The sequence below is a fragment of the Cupriavidus sp. PB-02 genome (genome assembly GCF_058252315.1).
The window spans coordinates 864,246-881,830 of sequence record NZ_JBXPSX010000003.1 but is presented as its reverse complement, the minus strand read 5'-3'; the positions used below and the strand labels follow the sequence as shown (position 1 = coordinate 881,830).

Genomic DNA, 17,585 nt, shown 5'->3' with positions numbered 1-17,585 from the left:
TCTCCTTGAATCAGCCGGCCAGCGCCGCTTCCTTGCGTCCCGCCACCAGGCAGGCGGCGACAATGTCGTCTTCGAGGTTGAGCGTGAACCGACCTTCCTTGTCGATGACCAGCTTGAGGAAATCCAGCACGTTGCGGGCATAGAGCGCCGAGGCGTCGGCCGCCACCATGCTGGCCAGGTTGGTATGGCCGATGAGGATGACGCCGTGGCGCTCGACCACTTCGTCGGCCACCGTCAGCGGGCAGTTGCCGCCCTGCGCGGCGGCCAGGTCGACCACCACCGAGCCCGGCTTCATCTGCTGCACGGTCGCTTTCTGCAGCAGCACCGGCGCCTTGCGGCCCGGGATCAGCGCGGTGGTGATGACGATGTCGGCCTGGATCGCACGCTGGTGCACCAGCTCGGCCTGGCGCTTCATCCAGTCCGGCGGCATCGGGCGCGCATAGCCGCCCACGCCTTGCGCGATCTCGCGCTCTTCGTCGGTCAGGAACGGCACGTCGAGGAATTTGGCGCCGAGCGATTCGATCTGTTCCTTCACCGCGGGGCGCACGTCGGACGCTTCAATCACCGCGCCCAGGCGCTTGGCGGTGGCGATCGCCTGCAGGCCGGCGACGCCGGCGCCAAGGATCAGCACGCGCGCGGCCTTGACGGTGCCGGCGGCGGTCATCAGCATCGGCATGAAGCGCTGGTAGTGGTGCGCGGCCACCAGCACGGCCTTGTAGCCGGCGATATTGGCCTGCGACGAGAGCACGTCCATGCTCTGCGCGCGCGTGGTGCGCGGTGCGGCCTCGAGCGCGAAGGCGGTCAGGTTGGCCGCCGCCATGCGCGCGTTGTTCTCGGCATCGAAGGGATTGAGCATGCCCACTAGTACGGCCCCCGGCTTCATCTGTGCCAGTTCCGCGTCGTCCGGCGCGCGCACCTTGAGCACCAGTTGTGCTCCCAGCGCTTCGGCGGCAGTGCCGATGGTGGCGCCGACCGCTTCATACGCGCCGTCGGGCTGGATTGCGCTCAAGCCGGCGCCGGCCTGGACGACCACCTTGTGGCCCTGGGCGACGTACTTCCTGACCGTCTCGGGGGTGGCGGCGACGCGAGTTTCGCCGGCCCGCGTCTCGCGCGGGATACCTATGTACATCTCTGTCTCCTTGGATGATGATCGATGTTGGGTCGCGGCGGCCGGGGATATCTATCGCGCCCCGCGTGTGGGACTAGAAAATATGCTTCATGCCCACTGCCAAGCCGGTCTGTCCGACGCCTGGCGCGACCTTGGTCGCACTCGCCACGCCCAGCGTCGAGCGGCCCGCGTTGTCCATGTAGGACGCGTTGACATAAAGCTCCGTGCGCTTCGACAGGTTGTACGCCGCCTGCAGCACGTAGCTGATGGCGTCGTCAGCCGAGGCGCGGTTATCCGTCCGGTAGATACCGGCGCGCAGCGTCAGTGCCGGTCTTGCCGCATAGGCACCGCCCAGCCAGTAGAGATGGGAGCGGCTGGCGGGCGCGCCCAGTCCGTTCTGCAGGAACCGGTATCCGGCCTCGGCCGTGAAGGGGCCGCTGGTGTAGAGAAGTCCCGCCGCGTAGCGGCGTTCAATGTTGCCTGCCGTGGCCGTGGATGTGCCGCGGCGCTGGTCATAGGCAATGGCCAGTCCGAACTTGCCGATGGTGTACGAGGCGCCGGCGCCGATCTCCTGGCCGACGCGGGGCGCGCCGGGGACTTCGCCGCCGTTGGCAATGGTCGAGTCGTAGCCGGCGCTGTACAGCCCGCTGATGGTCAGTTCGCCGAAGTTGCCCGTGTACTTGATGGCATTGTCTGCCCGACCCGCGAACTGCGCATCGTGGGCAAGCACGGAGTACGGCGCATAGCGGTTTGTGTCAAAGGGGATGAAGAAATCGAACAGGATATTGTTCTGGCGCCCGAGCGTGACCTGGCCCCAAGGCCCCGCGATGCCGACGAATGCCTGCCGGCCGAACAGGCGGCCGCCAAATCCGGCCATACCGGTGTCCGTCAGGAAGCCGCTCTCCAGCACAAAGATCGCGCTCATGTCCGCGCCCAGTGCCTCCTTGCCCCGCATGCCCCACCGCGATGCCGCGGTGTTTCCGGAGGTGACGCGGTATGCGGACCCCGAGCCATTCGTGCCGGCATGGCTGACATATTCCACGCCGGCATCCATGACGCCGTATAGCGTGACGCTCGACTGCGCCTGTGCCTGCGCCTGTGTCGTCGCGGCAAGCAGGCACCCCACTGATGCCGCGATGGCGCACTTTCCTGATGTTTTCATCGTTCTCCTCCGTATGTATGTTTGAGTTGATGCCCGCGCAGGGCAGCGCTCGCCACAGCCCGAGAACGGGCGATGCGGCGATAGCTGGTGATGCGGCGATGGCTATTCAGCGGGCGGCCGTGCGTGTCACGCAGGCGCTGCCATCCACGCCGATGGCACTCGGCGCGAACGGGGCCGCCGGCAGCGGCGCCCGTGCAAGTGAATGGATCAGGCCACGCGAGCCGGCGCGCGTCCGGCGCGGTGCATGCCGAAGCGCTCGACGGTAAGTCCGTCCATGTCGATCTCTGGCGGCCTGCCGGTGACCGCGTCGGCAACAAGCCGGCCGGTGCCGCATGCCTGTGTCCAGCCATTGGAGCCGTGGCCAGCATTCAGGTAGAGGCCCTGCAGCGGTGTCGCGCCGAGGATGGGCGGCCCGTCCGGCGTCATCGGACGAAGCCCGGCCCACGACGTGGCCGCGGCATAGTCGAACCCGCGTGGAAAGAGCCGTCGCGTCAGTGCCGACAGCAGTTCCGTGCGGACCCGGCGCACTGACAGGTCGTATCCGACGAACTCGGCCATTCCCGCGACGCGCAACTTGTCGCCCAAGCGGGTCAGCATGATCTTGTTGTGCTCGTCCATGATCGCCATGCGCGGTGCAGCCCCGGTGTCGGCAATGGGGATCGTGATCGAATAGCCCTTGAGCGGATAGATCGGGATCCGCAGGCCTGCAGCAGCGAGTAGCGCGGGCGCCTGGCAGCCGAGCGCCACCACGCAGGCATCGGCCTGGCGCTGATCCGTCTGCCCGCCATGCGTGATCTCGACGCTGCGAAGGCGGCCGTGCGCATGGACGAGGCGGGTTGCCGAAACGCCGTAGTGAAAAGACACGCCGCGACGGGCAAGATAGCTGGCGAGGCCTGCACAGAACCTTGCGCTGTCGCCTGATGCATCGTCCGGCAGATGCAATGCGCCTTGCCATGCTGCGGCAGACGCCCGCAGCGAGGGTTCAAGCGCCATGGCTTCGTCGCGCCCAATCATTCGCCATGGCACCTGGAACTGACTGAGTGTGCGCGTGGCCAGCTGTGCCAGTTCAACTTCCTGGTCAGTCTGGAGCAATTGCAGCGTGCCGTCGCGGTGAAAGCCGAAGTTGAGCTCCGGCACTTCGTCACGCAAGGCCTGCATGCAGCGCATGCTGTAGTGCGCCAAGCGCTGCATGCGCGCCTTGTTGATGCCAAAGCGCTCCGCATTGCATTCCTTGAGCCATTTGGCGAGCCAGCGCAGGCGTTCGGCATCCGGCATCATCGAAAAGCGCACCGGCGCATGCTTTTGCATGGCCATGCGCAGCACCTTGTACGGCATGCCCGGCGACGCCCACGGTCCGGCAAAGCCGGGGCAAAGGCCGCCTGCGTTGCCGAAGCTCGATCCCATCCCCGGGCTCGCTTGCCGCTCCAGCACGGTCACCTCATGGCCGTCGCGCCACAGGTGGTAGGCGGCGGATACGCCGGCGACGCCGGCGCCAAGCACTAGTACGCGCATGTCTGCTGCCCCGTTCCAAAGATTCAGTCGGCCGTGATGTGTGCACGATCGATGATCGCGCGATAGCGCCTGGTTTCGCTGTCGATGTATTGCTCGAATTCGCCGCCATCCTTGTAGGCGCTCTCGAATCCCAGTCCGTACAGGCGATCCTTGATGTCTGGCGACGACATGATCTTCGCCGAGGCGCTGTCGAGCTTCTTCCTGATCCCATCGGGTAGCTTGGCCGGCGCCCACAGGCCGTACCAGGAGTAGAACTCGAAGTTCTTGAATCCCGCTTCCTGCATGGTCGGGACATCCGGCAACAACGGGCTGCGCGTGCGCCCGGTCACCGCGATCGCGCGCAGCTTGCCGGCCTTGACCCCGGGCAGCGACGAGAGCATGGGATCCATCATCCCCTGGGCCTGGCCGCTCATGAGGTCGGTCAGCGCAGGACCGCCGCCCTTGTACAGGGCAATGGGCACCTGCAGGTCCGCGATGCCGCTGTCATACATGAACTGGGACAGGGCCAGGTGGCCGGCGGAGCCGTTGCCGCTGGTCGCGAAGTTGTACAGCTTGGGGTTGGCTTTCACGGCGCGCGCCAGTGCCTGCGGCGAGTTCGCCGGCACCTGCGGATTCACGCTAAAGATCAGCGCGCCTTGCGCGAGCATGCTGACCGCCGTGAAATCCTTGACCGCATCGAACTTGATGGTCTTCCGATAGAGCATCGGATTGATGTTGTGGATCGATGCATTGATGTAGAGGGTGTAGCCGTCAGCTGCCGCGCGGGCGACGATGCCGGCCCCGACAAGGCCCGATGCACCCGGCCGGTTGTCGACAATGACGGTCTGCTTCAGCTCCTGGCCGAGCTTCATCGCGAACACGCGCGCAAGGCCGTCCACCGAGCCGCCAGGCGCATGCGGCACGACGATGGTGATCGTACGATCGGGGTAGGGGCTGTCAGACCTGGAGTCCGCTTTTGCGACGCCCGCGGACGTCAGAACGGACAGGAGGAAGATGCCCAAGCGTACGACGGGCATGTGGCGGGAACGGATCTTGGTAAGTGGGCGTAGTTGCATGGCCGGATCAACGTAACTTGCTGGACAAGGGAAGGCAGCGCCATCGCGCGCGATGACGTCGGGCGCGGCGGGCGGCGCTGCCTTGAAATGGCTTCGGTGAAGCTGGTGGCTCAGAAGGTGCCGGGGTAAGCTGCGCCGTCGATCAGGATGTTCTGACCGCAGATATAGCTCGCCTGCCCAGAGCAGATGAAGGCGCAGAGTGCCCCGAGCTCTTCCGGCCGGCCATAGCGGCCAGCCGGGTTGTTGGCGCCGCGTTCGTTCCAGAGTTGCTCGAAGCTCTTGCCAGTCGATTCCAGCATGCCTTCGATGTGGTGGCGCTGGGCATCGGTCGCGAACACGCCCGGGAGCAGGTTGTTGATCGTGACGTTGTGGCGAACCGTCTGGCGCGCAAGCCCTGCGACGAAGCCGACGAGGCCAGAGCGCGCGCCATTGGACAGGCCCAGTTCCAGCTGCGGCGTCTTCACGCTGCGCGAGACGATATTCACGATGCGGCCAAAGCGGCGTTCGATCATGCCGTCCACGGTGCGCCGGATCATGTCGATCGGCCCGATCATCATGGCATCGATCGCGGCGTGCCAGTCTGCCGGTGTCCACTGGCGAAAATCACCGGGCGGGGCACCATCCGCGTTGTTGACCAGGATGTCGGGGGCAGGGCATGCCGCCAGCGCGGCGACGCGCCCCTCGTCCGTGGTGATGTCCGCTACCACGTAGCTGACATCACCACCCGTCGCGGCGCCGATTTCCGCTGCCGCCGCGGCCAGCGTGCTCTCCGTGCGGGCGGCGATGAATACCTTCACGCCTTCCGCCGCCAGTTGGTGCGCGCAAGCGCGCCCCATGCCCTTGCTCCCGCCGAAGACGAGTGCATGGCGCCCTGCAATGCCGAGGTCCATTGATTGCTCCCGGTTCGGTTCAAACGGCCTTGAGCATCGGCGACGACCAGCCGTACTTCCGGTCGAGTTCGAGCTCCTTGATGACGCGCAGGCCGCGCAGCAGGGGCTCGCCTTCCAGGCCGGTGAGCGGCTTGCGCAGTTCGCCCGAAGGCAGGCCCACTGCCTTCATCAGCGACTTGATCGCCACCGGGTTGATGGCCGAGTAGGCATAGTGCAGCAACTGCAGGTTCTGCAGGTAGGCCTTGTGAAAGCTGGCCGCGGTGTCGGGGGATGTCCACGGACGGGAGATCTGCGTCAGCTCCGCCGGGGCGATATTGCCGGTCATGTTTGCGGTGCCATGGCCGCCCAGGCTCATGGTTGGAACGACTAGGCCAAGGTTGGGCGAGTCGCAGCACATCACGGAGACATCCGGCGCGCCGCGCAGCACTTGCGCTACCTGTCCGACGCGCGTCGTCGACTCCTTGTGGACGACATAGTTGGGGTGCTTGAAGATGCGCAGCAGGCTGTCCCAATTCAGGTCGGTCTTCACGCGCGGCGGGTTGTTGTAGATGCCGAGGGGCAGGTCGGTCTCGTCGGCCACTTCCAGGAAGTAGCTTTCGATGTCGGCCTCCGGCGCGCAGATGTAGGCGGGCGCGGCGATGATGGCGCCATCCGCGCCGTTGGCCCTGGCAAAGCGCAGATAGTCCTTGGTAGTCTGGGTGTTGTTGCCGGTGCAGCCATAGAACAGCTTCATCTTGCCGGTCTTCATCTTCGCGGTTTCCACGATGATGGCCTCGCGCTCTTTTTGCGAGAGCATCGATACCTCGCCTGTGGATCCCATGATCAGCACCGCCGAGGTGCCGTGGCGATCCTGGAAATCCAGCAGTTCGCGAAAGGCGCCGAAGTCCGGGCTGCCGTCCTTGGCAAAGGGGGTGATCAGGGCAACAAAGGACCCTTCAATCTTCATCTTGCTCATGTCTGTCTCCGTCGTGGATTCGTGTAGGGGTAAGTGCCGGGAAAACCCGGCTTAGGCTGCGTTGTCGTTCAGGTCGGGCAAGCCTGGTCGGCCTGGGCGTCTTGCAATGCCTCCAGGGTGGAACCATGCGCGGAAAGCGCCATCAGGCCGCGCTGCAGATCGTCGATGAGGTCTTGCGGGTCTTCGAGACCCACATGCAGGCGCACGGCCTGCCCTTGATACGGCCAGCGCGCGCCGGTGCAGTTCTTTCCCGGCGTGAACGGGATGGCGAGGCTTTCATAGCCGCCCCACGAAACCCCCAGGCCAAAGTGCTCCAGTGCATCGATGAAGGCAGCGAGCGAGGCTTTCGAGTTCGTGCGCAGCACTACGGAAAAAAGGCCGCAGGCACCGGTGAAGTCGCGCTTCCACAGCACGTGGCCGGGATGGGACGGCAGTGCGGGATGCAGCACTGCCTCGACCTGCGGCTGGCGCTCTAGCCATTGGGCGACGCGCAGCCCGGATTCCCAGTGGCGCTGGAGCCGAACCGCCATCGTGCGCAGGCCGCGCAGTGCGAGGTAGACATCGTCCGGCCCCGCGGTCTGTCCCATGTCCTGCGTGGTCTGCTTGATTAGCGGCCAGGTATCCCGATTGCACGTGACCACGCCAAGCATGGCATCGGAATGGCCGACGATGTACTTGGTGGCGGCCTGGATCGAAACGTCGACACCGTGGGAGAACGGTTTGAAGTAGAGCGGCGTTCCCCACGTGTTGTCCATGACTACGACGGCGCCATGTCGATGTGCGGCGGCGGAAATGGCCGGGATGTCCTGGATGTCAAACGTCTCCGAACCTGGCGATTCGACGTACACGACACGCGTGTTGAGCCGCAACAATGCTTCGATCGGCGTGCCGCCGGCAGGATCGTAGGTCTCGACTTCGACGCCGAAGCGCGTCAGGACTCGCTCCAGGAACGAACGTGTGGGCGAATAGGCGCTGTCGGTGACCAGCACGTGGTCACCGGCCGAAAGCAGCGCCGTCAGCGCGGTGCTGATCCCCGCGAGGCCGGATGGAAACACGAGCGACCGGTATCCACCTTCCAGCGCGGCAACGGCTTCTTCTAGCGCATGGGTCGTGGGCGTGCCATAGCGTCCGTAGGTCGTCGCGCCAGACTCTTCCGCAGCGCGGGCGCGCTTCATTTCCTCCCATTCGGCCATCGACCCGGCGAGAATGGTCGATGCCCTAAAGATCGGCGTGTTGACGACCCCGCCGAACCGCTCCGGGTGGCGGCCAGCGCAAACTAACTGAGTGCTTTCTTTCATCGGATCTCCGTGGCTGAGCGGTGCGGCTTTCATGTTCGTGATTGCCGCTGGAATGTCGACCAGCTTAGGGATGCGTCCTGAGCAAATTCATCTCATTTAATCGGCGTATCCCCTCCAAAAGAGAAAAAAATGCTCGCGCGGCCCGCCCAACATTGGGTGCTTGTGCCGCCCGTAGCGGGCGCCTGTATTCCGGTGGAGGAGACCAACATGACAACGAAGCTTGCTGCAGCCAATACTCGCAGCCGCTTTCCCACACTTTCGCACTGGGGCGCATATACGGCGGTCGTAGAAGGCGGAAAACTCGTCGCGTGCGAGCCGTTTCCCTGCGACAGCGCACCTTCACCAATCCTGCAATCCATGCCGGGCATGGTGCATTCGCCCCTGCGCATCCGCAGGCCTTCGGTGCGGCGCGGCTGGCTGCGCAAGCGCGAGAACGCGGAGCGCAGCGAGAGGGGCAACGATGAGTTCGTCGAGGTGGATTGGGACACCGCGCTGGATCTGGTGGCCGGCGAGCTGGCACGGGTGCGCGCCGACCATGGCGATGCATCCGTCTTTGGCGGTTCCTACGGATGGTCCTCCGCCGGGCGCCTGCATCATGCCCGCACGCTGACGCACCGCTTCTTGTTCGCAGGCGGGGGTTGCACCACGCAGGCGGGCAACTACAGTTGGGGCGCTGCGCAGTTCCTGCTGCCTCATGTGATCGGCACCTACAAGCCAGTCACGGGAAGAGTAACCGACTGGCGCAGCGTTCTTGAACACACGGAGCTGTTCATCGCCTTTGGCGGCCTGCCCTTGCGCAACACCCAGATCACTTCCGGCGGCGCGGGTGCGCACAGCTCGCACGAGTGGATCGGACGGGCAAAGCGCTCAGGAGTGAAATTCGTTGTAGTCAGCCCGACGCGCGCTGACATACCCGACGGCCTGCAGGCCCGATGGGTGCCGATCCGGCCCAACACCGACACCGCGCTGATGCTGGGCATCGCGCACACCCTGCTGACGCGCGGCCTGCACGCCGCGGAGTTTCTGTCGAGCCATTGCGAGGGCTTTGACGCGTTCGCGGCCTATCTGCTGGGCCGGGACGATGGCCAGGCCAAGGACGCCCGCTGGGCGGAATCGATCTGCGCGGTGCCGGCCGGGACCATCATCGAACTGGCCACGGAAGCCGCCCGGCAGCGCACGATGCTGAATTGCACGTGGTCGTTGCAGCGCGCGCATCATGGCGAACAGCCCTACTGGGCCAGCATCGCGCTGGCGTCGATGTTGGGGCAGATCGGGCTGCCGGGCGGTGGCTTTGCGTTCGGGCATGGCTCCATCAACGGCGCCGGAACGCCCAGGCCCGACGTTGCGGCGCCGGAGATGGGCGCGGGTGCCAATCCCGCGCGCAGCAGCATCCCCGTCGCGCGTATTTCGGACATGCTCCTCCATCCAGGGCAGCGCTACGACTTCAACGGCCGCGAAGGCATCTATCCGGATATCCGCATGGTGTACTGGGCCGGCGGCAACCCGTTCCACCACCATCAGGACCTGAACAGGTTCGTGCGCGCCTGGCAAGCGCCGGAGACGATCGTGGTGCATGACAGCTGGTGGACGCCGACCGCGCGGCGCGCGGACATCGTTCTGCCGGCCACGACAACGCTGGAGCGCAACGACATCGGGGGCTCCTCAAGAGACCGGTACGTGCTGGCGATGCATCAGGCGCTACCGCCCCAGTACAGCAGCCGCAACGACTTCGACATCTATCGAGACCTGGCATTGCGCGCCGGCTGCGAATTCGCGTTTACGGAAGGCCGCGACGAATTCGCGTGGATTCGCCATATCTACGACAGTATGGTGGAACGCTGGGCCGAGGCAGGCTTCGAAGCGCCGCCGTTTGAACAGTTCTGGGAGGAGGGGTACACCGGCTTGCCGGAGCCGGGCACGCCGTTCGTGCTGTTCTCGGACTTCCGTGCCGATCCACAGGGCAGTCCCCTGAGCACACCCAGCGGCAAGATCGAGCTCTACTCCCGGCGCATTGGAGAATTCGGCTATCAGGATTGCCCTCCTCATCCGTCCTGGCTGCCACCTGCCGAATGGCTTGGAGATGCCGCAGCCCAGCGCTGGCCTTTGCACCTCATCACGTCCCAGCCGGCGGACAAGCTGCACTCCCAGCTGGACGCGGGTAGCCACTCCGTGTCACTGAAGGTCAGAGGCCGGCAGGCAGTCCATATACACCCGCTGGACGCGGCAGAGCGCGGCATTGTGCAGAACGAGATCGTACGCGTGTTCAACGAGCGCGGGGCATGCCTGGCCGGCGCCCGTCTGGACGATACGCTGATACGAGGAGTCGTAGTGATGTCGACCGGTGCCTGGTTCGATGCGAGCAACAGTTCGCTTGAGCGCCACGGCAATCCCAACGTCCTGACAATGGACCGCGGCACGTCCCGCCTGGCCCAAGGGTGCAGCGCGCATTCCGCACTGGTCGAGATCGCGCCGTGGTCCAACGGAGAACCGCCGGAGGTTCGTGCCTTCGACGCGCCGCCGGTGTCGCCGTTGACCGGCACAAGCCGGGGTGAAGACCATTTTTCGAAGCACATGGAGTCTCGCGAAAAAAGTCGGACCGCCGATCCACCAAGCAATGGATAGGGAGCGAGCGTTTAACGCACTAGAGGCACGAACGACACTTTTCGTCTCGATCATGCCGAAGTGCGCCGCATGATGCCCACAGCGCCTGCGAGCAGGCTGGCATGCTCCCGGCGCTGTCAAACTGACCCGTTTCGACGCTTGCGAGACGCGAGGCAGAGGGCGCAAAATCTGGCGAGATGGCATCAATGCCTATTTCTATCTGCATCGTGCCAAGAAACGAATCGAAATCGGGCGCCAATGGGGGACTTGTCGCAGTCGTCGTCTACGACGGCCTGAGCCTCTTTGAATACGGCTGCGCCGTTGAAGTGTTCGGTTTGCCCAGACCGGAAATGGGAAGCACGTGGTATCGCTTTGCGACGTGTTCGGCCGAGTTCGGGACGTTGCGCGGGCCGGGTGGCATCCAAGTACAGGCTGACGGTGGCCTTGAACTTCTGTCGAAGGCGAAGACGATCATCATCCCGGGCTGGCGGGATATTGAAGCGGTTGTGCCACCGGAGCTCTGCCGCGCTTTGCGAAAGGCGAACAAGCGAGGGGCGAGAATCATGTCGATCTGCACGGGTGCCTTTGTATTGGCCGCCGCAGGATTGCTCGACGGTAAGCGCGCGACGACGCACTGGCGTCACGCGGCAACACTAGCGGAGCGATATCCGGAAATTCGGGTGGAGGCAGATGTCCTCTACGTCGATGCCGGCGATGTCCTGACGTCGGCCGGAAGTGCAGCAGGAATCGATCTGTGCCTGCATCTGATCCGCCGGGACTTTGGCCCTCGCGCGGCCAATCAGGTCGCACGCCGACTTGTCATGCCGCCACACCGTGAAGGCGGCCAAGCCCAGTACATTGCCGAGCCGGTCTCGAAGCGCAGCAGTGCTTCGTTGGCCCCCTTGGTGGACGCGGTGCGCGCAACATTGGACGAAGACTGGCCGATTGCCAGGATGGCAAGGCAAGCCGCAATGAGTGCCCGCACGTTCCAGCGGCACTTTGTCAGTATGATGGGTATGCCGCCTGGCGAGTGGTTGCTGATAGAGCGTTTAAGCCGAGCGAGGGTCTTGCTCGAAGAGACCGATGCATCCGTGGATGACATCGCGGTGCAAGTGGGGTTCGGCGCCGCAGCCACGTTGCGCAATCACTTCCGGATCCGGCTCGGAACAAGTCCCGGACACTACAGACGACATTTCAGTACATCTGCGCTGCATTGATTCCGGCCAATGGCGGAGCCCAGTTGCCATTGCGCTCTTTTATGGTGGCACGGGGTGTCCATCCAACCGAGCCACCTATACGCGTGAGATAGTAGGTTTCTTCGCCAGTCCAGGATGACCGGTGCCCGCTTACGCGTAATCCAATGGTAGCGCAGTGGTGTACTTGATCTGTTCCATCGCAAAGCTGGAGCTAACATCGGCAAGCTCCGCCCCTTGGATCAGCTTCTTATAAACGCGATCATAGGCCGCGATATCCGGTACTACCACGCGCAGCAGGTAATCGGTGTCGCCGGCCATCCGGTAAAACTCGGTCACCTCCGGGATCGATGTCACCAATCCATGGAACAGCTTGATCCATTTCAGGTTGTGCTGGCTGGTACGCACTGAGACAAAGACTGTGACACCGGCGTTCAACGCGTCTGCGTCCAGCAATGCAACCCGTTTGCGAATGATGCCGGCCTCTTCCAGCTTTTGGATGCGGCGCCAGCACGGCGTCGAGGTCAGGCCGACGCGGTCCCCAATTTCCGTTACGGAGACAGTGGCGTCTTCCTGCAGGATGTCAAGGATTTGTTTGTCGTAGCGGTCCATGTCCATTAGCTGGCTGTGTCCGAGGCTTGAGTAAAATCGGGGCGGAGCATCAGTAGCTTGTCTTTCAATTTCTATCTCACAGTAAGTTGAAGTTTCTGGCGGACTCTGCCCCTGTCGGGCCACGATCCACCGAGCACAGGATAGGGAGCGCGGCTTGAACGAACTAGTGGCACGAATGACAATTTACGTTCATATCTCGCCAAAGTTAGCCACATGGACTGCGGCAGCCCGGTTCGTCTCTTGGTCTCGGGTAGGGTCTAGTTCAATCCTGTGCGCGATCAGCATCCAAGGACGGCCTGACCTTGGCGGTCATGCAATCGGGTCTCTATCTGCATCACCAACAGGTTGCGGGACCAACCATGGGCGAGCGCTTGAGCGGCATACCATTCGCGAAGCGGCGTATTCTTCACCTTGTCTAGCAAGGTGCAGAGGTGAAACGGTAATTGTGCAGCAGGCTGCTGCACAAATTCGACGTCCAGCCAGTCTCAGCTAGGGCGCGCTGTATTTGAGGTTGCGCGGTGAGAATACCTTCATATCGGGAAAGCTGGCTCGGAGCGGCGGGAACTGGCAGCCGGCTACTGCCGTTGCGTTTCGCCGGACTCGCAAACAAGGGGAGCTGCTGCGCGCGCGGTCAGGATGCTCGTGACGCCGGCGTTGCCAGGGTGCGGCGATAAGGTTCGATAACGTTCTGCTTGTCGTGGGTCGCTGGCTGGGCGGGCAGGCAACGCTTTACTCATAAGTCAGGAATTTAGCGGACAAATGATCTATGCTTGAGCAATAGACATTGAGGGGAGCGTTCATGAAACGGGACGGTCGTAGTCTGGCTCACAATACGCTTGAAGAAATGCGCATCCTAGCGGTGCAACGCATGGCAGAGGGAGAGCATCCGGATGATGTCGCTGCATCGTTCGGGATGAATCGGTCGTGGGCATACAAGGTTCGCGCCCAGGCGCACGGCCGAGGTGTACGGGCGCTGCGCTCGACCAAAGGCACGGGTCGCCCCCGTGCGCTCACGTCTGCGCAGGAGCAGCGGGTGCTGCGATGGATCAACGGCAAGAATCCGATGCAGTATGGGTTCGATTTCGGCCTCTGGACACGCAACCTGGTTCGCGAACTGGTACAGCAAAAATTCGACGTGAAGCTGAGCCTGGCATCGATCGGTGCGATGCTGGCACGCCTAAACCTAACGCCGCAAAAGCCACTGCAGCGCGCCTACCAGCGCGATCCGGAAGCAATTGATCGCTGGCAGCACGACACGTATCCGGCTATTGCCAGGCAGGCTCGTGAGCAGAAGGCGGATATCTTCTTTTGGGATGAATCGGGCTTTCGAGCTGACTCGGTGCATGGCAAGACCTGGGCGCCGCGCGGCGAAACGCCGATTGTCGAGCGACCGGGCCAGCGGCAAAGCATGAGCGCGGCGTCCGCCGTCAATTCAAAGGGGGCCTTCTGGTTTGCTACGTACGAAGGCGGGCTCAGCGGCGAGTTGTTTGTCACGCTGCTCAAGAAGCTGATGCTCAATCGAAAGAAGGCAGTACATCTGATCGTAGACGGATTGCCAGCGCACAAGAAAGCCATCGTCAAAGCCTACGTCGCCAGTACGCAGGGCAAACTGACCTTGCATTTCCTGCCCGGTTACGCACCTGACCTAAATCCAGATGAATTGGTGTGGAGTCACGTGAAGCGCAACGGCGTCGCGCGACGTCCTTTGCAAAAAGGCGAAGAGCTGGGCCCGCGAGTTCACGAGCAGCTTGCAAAAATTCGACGCAACCCGAAGCTCGTGCGCTCGTTTTTCAGGCACCCATCTGTCCGCTATATTTCTGACCTATGAGTAAGTGCACAATAAAGCGCATTACATTGGATCTTGGCCACCTGGTAAGCACGTGCTCTATACTGCTCGATTAGGCCTCCTTGCAGCTCTGCCATGGCTTCGTTACTTCTGCCTCCCGACTACATCGATTGGCTCGCTTCGCTCAAATCTCGAATTGGACGCGCCCAGCAACGCGCGGCTCTTGCCGTCAACCAAGCCTTGGTTGCCCTGTACTGGGATATCGGCAATGAAATCCTTGAGCGGCAGGCGAGACAGGGGTGGGGCGCTAAAGTAATCGAGCGTCTGGCGCAAGATTTACGGCAAGCATTCCCCGATATGAGCGGGCTGTCGCGCTCCAATCTGATGGCAATGCGCGCCTTTGCGGAGGCGTGGCCGGATGCGGCAATTGTCCAACAGCTTGTTGGACAATTGCCTTGGGGGCACAACCAGGTGCTGTTACAGAAGCTCAAGTCGGTCGAGCAGCGCGAGTGGTATGCACAGCAGGCGCTAACGTATGGCTGGTCCCGAGCAGTACTGCTGGCGCAGATCGAGACGCGGCTGATCGACCGCGCAGCGCAGGCGCCGAATAACTTCGCTGCTCAGTTGCCATCGCCACAGTCTGATTTGGCGCGGGCCACGCTCAAGGATCCCTACGTCTTCGATTTTTTGAGTCTGCGTGCCGAAGCGACCGAACGAGACTTGGAGGCAGCACTGGTCGATCATATAACTCGTTTCCTTCTCGAACTTGGAGCCGGCTTCGCCTATGTCGGCCGGCAGGTTCACCTCGAAGTTGGAGGCGATGACTTCTATCTTGATCTACTGTTCTATCACCTCAAGCTGCGCTGCTATATCGTCATTGAGCTGAAGACTGGCGCCTTTAAGCCTGAGTATGCTGGTCAAATCAGTTTCTATCTATCCGCGGTCGATGCGCAGATGAAAACCGAGGGCGACCATCCGACCATTGGGCTGCTACTATGCCAGGAGCACAATCGGCTGGTGGTGGAATACGCACTACGCGGTATGGGCAATCCGATCGGCGTGGCCCAGTACCAATTCGTTGCGGAACTCCCCGCTGAGTTGCAGGAAAGCCTGCCGAGCGTCGAAACATTGACACAAGAACTGGAGTTGGATGTCCGGCCGGAGGAGGGCGATCCAGAGTGAGATTGGTCGCCTTGCTTGAGATAGGTGGAAAATCGTTGCCCAACTCAAGGCGTGGCTCCGATCCCGCAGGGCTTCGGCTTTCGCCGAAGCTTGGACTGCCCCGTCATGAGTAAGCTGGATTGCTCGTTCAACATAACGACCGTACTCAGAAATTTTTCTGGTTGCCAGGAGGTTATGTTGAACGGGGCAGGGCGGACGTTTGTCGGCACCGCCGTGTTCAGCCCCGGATCCCAATGAATAGTTTCACGATCACGAAATTATTGGGTTGTGACGATGGACCCCGCGGGCAGTCGACGGTCGTCTCTAGTCGACCGTCTGAGACATCCGACCTTCAGAACACCAGCGGCTGCTTGTGCCTTTCGAAGCCGTCGTTCGAACGGTTACTCCAACCCTCAACCAAGGGCGGTTCGTGGCCGGTCTTGGGCGGATGCGCGCCGCGAAACTGCGGCCGTCTCCGACCGACCCGCTGCAGGCGGTCGATTGGAGTGAGAGCGAATCCCAGGGAGCACCTAAGCCGCTGCGCGGAGGGTCAAGGCTTATAAGCAATCGCCTCGATTTCCACCCTGGTGCCGACCATGTTCTTCCCTTGTAATGTCGACCGTGACGGCTTGCTTTCGCGGAAGAATTCTCCGTAAACGCGATTGAATTCATCAAAGTCGCGAGCGTCTTCAAGCCAGACTGTTATCTTCACTACGTCCTCGAGCGTGCAACCTGCGAGGGCGAGTACGTGAGCGACGTTCTTCAGCGTCTGGCGGGTGTGAGCTTCTATCCCGCCGACAACGATGCTGCCGTCTTCGTCTCTGGCTACCTGACCGGACACAAATACAAAGTCGCCGGCCTTCGTCGCTAGCGAGCGTGGCAAGGTTCGTGTGACGGGATTGCTCTCTGCAAAATACTCAATTGTCATTTGAGTCAGCTCCTAAAATTCCGCTCTCCACACCAAGTCAGAGCGGCGATTGGAAGGAGGGCCATCGGTCGGCGCTAACGTGTGACTTCGTCAATGATGCTTTCAATCACCCGGATTTGCGGCGCTTTCTTGGTCAGGTAACGTTTAGCCTGGGGTCGCTCGTTGTCCAGATAGCCCCACCAATCCCAACACCCGTTGAGGTTCGGCTTCACCCAACTTGAGTCGGCAATGGAAAAGGCCGGAGGCATTGCGCACACCTCTTCACTAGGGAGCGCTACCGGTTCGAGCGCAGGATAGATGACGATGACATGGTAATAGTCCGCCCAGTTGTTGTAGCCGGCAGTATTGGAAAACTCCTTTGCGTTCTGTTTGCAGCCATGAAGAGCAATGTGTATGCGACAACGACTCCCACTACTTCGACAGGATGACGGAACGTAAAGATATCCGGTATCCGCCATATCGAAGTTCTTGCGCCGCTCAGTGCTGTAGGGTAGACCCCAGATAGCGTCTCCGGCGACCTTGGCGTCGCTCTTTCCAATCTTGTCGATGATCGGCTGTTGTCCGAACTTCCACACCTCGGTTTCGGGAATGTATTTGACGCGCTTGTTCGCATCGTAGGCTGAGTCCGGAGCGTAGAGCGCCAGGAAGAGCTTGCCGGCATTGTCCTCGGCGCGGCAGCGGCGAACGTAGGACTTTTCGCTTCCGTCGAACTGGCATGAATCGATCCCATCGGGAGACACGATGCCATGACCGGCCCGGTCACTGCCGTCGACGGCGTTCCCTCGGTCTACTGCGGGTGTCTGGCCGATGAACGCAGTCAGGAAGTCGATGCTTGCCTGCCCGGATTGCTTCACCACTGTATGGTCTGCTCCGCTCTGGAAGACATAGGAACGTTTGAGTGCCTGCGGTCTCCCTGAAGCCAATCTGTCGATCGCCCCTCTACCTGCCAGCGTGCGGGCCGCGGCAACGTTAGGGACTGGGGACTGTCGGCCGCACATACAGTTATTGATCGCCACCGATATACGACCATCGGCACAACCCCAACCGGGGCCTGCAATGGAGCCCACTCCCTGGACGGAACTGGAATGCGCTACGGCGTACTGAATGGCCATGGCAGCACCAGATGAAACTCCCGAAATGGTGACATCGTTGGGATTACCGCCGCGGGCCAACCCGAGCCCGTCGTCGGCGTGAGCGGAACTCCAAGCTGTAAGGAGCGCAAAGGCAAGAATTTCGAGTCGGCGTTCCAAATTAGATCTCCCCATCGTTCGCCGAATTGGCCGAGATCTATTCGGGCCAAGGACCAGCCGCGATTGCCGCATGT

At 62.3% G+C, this 17,585-nt stretch carries 14 protein-coding genes and 1 pseudogene; 4 read left to right on the top strand and 11 right to left on the bottom strand.

The window, feature by feature from the left end; genetic code table 11:
• Positions 1–10: 10 nt before the first annotated feature.
• From AC10V3_RS38570 to metC, 7 genes are all read right to left on the bottom strand, one after another.
• Entirely contained in the window at positions 11–1,129 is a 1,119-nt protein-coding gene (locus AC10V3_RS38570; protein WP_022540284.1) for a Re/Si-specific NAD(P)(+) transhydrogenase subunit alpha, read from the bottom strand.
• Between the two features lie 73 nt (positions 1,130–1,202).
• Positions 1,203–2,270, bottom strand: a complete 1,068-nt coding sequence (locus AC10V3_RS38565; protein ID WP_022540285.1) for a porin — start codon at positions 2,268–2,270, stop codon at positions 1,203–1,205.
• 207 nt (positions 2,271–2,477) lie between these two features.
• Positions 2,478–3,782, bottom strand: coding sequence for a D-amino acid dehydrogenase (locus tag AC10V3_RS38560; RefSeq protein ID WP_022540286.1), 1,305 nt, complete (start codon positions 3,780–3,782; stop codon positions 2,478–2,480).
• A gap of 23 nt (positions 3,783–3,805) precedes the next feature.
• A complete protein-coding gene (locus AC10V3_RS38555; RefSeq protein ID WP_022540287.1) occupies positions 3,806–4,837 on the bottom strand; it encodes a Bug family tripartite tricarboxylate transporter substrate binding protein in 1,032 nt (343 codons plus the stop codon).
• A 110-nt stretch (positions 4,838–4,947) separates the two neighbouring features.
• A complete protein-coding gene (locus tag AC10V3_RS38550; RefSeq protein ID WP_022540288.1) occupies positions 4,948–5,727 on the bottom strand; it encodes an SDR family NAD(P)-dependent oxidoreductase in 780 nt (259 codons plus the stop codon).
• Positions 5,728–5,746: 19 nt separating this feature from the next.
• Positions 5,747–6,682 (bottom strand): 4-hydroxy-tetrahydrodipicolinate synthase family protein, encoded by a 936-nt coding sequence (locus tag AC10V3_RS38545; protein WP_022540289.1) that lies wholly within the window; start codon positions 6,680–6,682, stop codon positions 5,747–5,749.
• 68 nt (positions 6,683–6,750) lie between these two features.
• Positions 6,751–7,980 (bottom strand): cystathionine beta-lyase, encoded by a 1,230-nt coding sequence (gene metC / locus AC10V3_RS38540; RefSeq protein ID WP_022540290.1) that lies wholly within the window; start codon positions 7,978–7,980, stop codon positions 6,751–6,753.
• Between the two features lie 207 nt (positions 7,981–8,187).
• Between metC and AC10V3_RS38535 the strand changes: the two genes are divergently transcribed.
• Positions 8,188–10,602: a molybdopterin guanine dinucleotide-containing S/N-oxide reductase gene (locus AC10V3_RS38535; protein ID WP_490924337.1), complete on the top strand. Its 2,415-nt coding sequence runs from the start codon at positions 8,188–8,190 to the stop codon at positions 10,600–10,602.
• A 185-nt stretch (positions 10,603–10,787) separates the two neighbouring features.
• Complete coding sequence (gene ftrA / locus AC10V3_RS38530) at positions 10,788–11,798, top strand: transcriptional regulator FtrA (protein ID WP_022540292.1); 1,011 nt, start codon at positions 10,788–10,790, stop codon at positions 11,796–11,798.
• Positions 11,799–11,927: 129 nt separating this feature from the next.
• Here ftrA and AC10V3_RS38525 read toward each other — a convergent pair whose 3' ends face one another.
• Complete coding sequence (locus AC10V3_RS38525; RefSeq protein ID WP_041682405.1) at positions 11,928–12,386, bottom strand: Lrp/AsnC family transcriptional regulator; 459 nt, start codon at positions 12,384–12,386, stop codon at positions 11,928–11,930.
• A 290-nt stretch (positions 12,387–12,676) separates the two neighbouring features.
• A pseudogene (locus tag AC10V3_RS38520) lies at positions 12,677–12,920 on the bottom strand (DUF1016 N-terminal domain-containing protein); the annotation flags it as partial.
• 265 nt (positions 12,921–13,185) lie between these two features.
• On the opposite strand from AC10V3_RS38520, the gene AC10V3_RS38515 reads away from it, so the two are divergent.
• Together AC10V3_RS38515 and AC10V3_RS38510 are read left to right on the top strand one after the other, a co-directional pair.
• Entirely contained in the window at positions 13,186–14,214 is a 1,029-nt protein-coding gene (locus AC10V3_RS38515) for an IS630 family transposase (RefSeq protein ID WP_374063751.1), read from the top strand.
• A 93-nt stretch (positions 14,215–14,307) separates the two neighbouring features.
• Complete coding sequence (locus AC10V3_RS38510) at positions 14,308–15,354, top strand: PDDEXK nuclease domain-containing protein (RefSeq protein ID WP_349607646.1); 1,047 nt, start codon at positions 14,308–14,310, stop codon at positions 15,352–15,354.
• Positions 15,355–15,883: 529 nt separating this feature from the next.
• On the opposite strand, the gene AC10V3_RS38505 is transcribed toward AC10V3_RS38510, so the two are convergent.
• Complete coding sequence (locus AC10V3_RS38505) at positions 15,884–16,261, bottom strand: RidA family protein (RefSeq protein ID WP_022540266.1); 378 nt, start codon at positions 16,259–16,261, stop codon at positions 15,884–15,886.
• 74 nt (positions 16,262–16,335) lie between these two features.
• Entirely contained in the window at positions 16,336–17,511 is a 1,176-nt protein-coding gene (locus AC10V3_RS38500) for an alpha/beta hydrolase family protein (RefSeq protein WP_490924336.1), read from the bottom strand.
• Positions 17,512–17,585: the final 74 nt, after the last annotated feature.